The organism is Paraburkholderia sp. SIMBA_053 (assembly GCF_046534895.1).
Taxonomy (GTDB): domain Bacteria; phylum Pseudomonadota; class Gammaproteobacteria; order Burkholderiales; family Burkholderiaceae; genus Paraburkholderia; species Paraburkholderia caledonica.
In genome coordinates this window covers 1-247 of sequence record NZ_JAWRXU010001388.1, presented here as the reverse complement: position 1 = coordinate 247, position 247 = coordinate 1, and the positions used below count along the sequence as shown (strand labels likewise).

Sequence of the window (247 nt, the reverse complement as noted above, 5' to 3'; positions counted from 1 at the left end):
GCATGGTTGACCGTGACCGAATCCAGCTCGGCAGGCATCTCACGGTCCAGCAGCACGACTGGAAACTGCACCTCGCGCAGCATTGTCAGAAGGGCCGGGTCTTCTTCCGACGAGGTAGCGATAACGAGGCCATCGATCCGCCTCTGCTGGAATCCGAGCAGCAGTTCCAATTCCCGCTTGATGTCGTGATAGCTGGACGCAACCATCAGTGAGAACCCGAAACCCTCGATCTCCTTCTGCATCGAGT

Annotated in this window: 1 pseudogene; it reads right to left on the bottom strand. The window is 57.9% G+C overall.

The window, feature by feature from the left end:
* Positions 1-247, bottom strand: a pseudogene (locus SB753_RS40155) (LacI family transcriptional regulator); the annotation flags it as partial.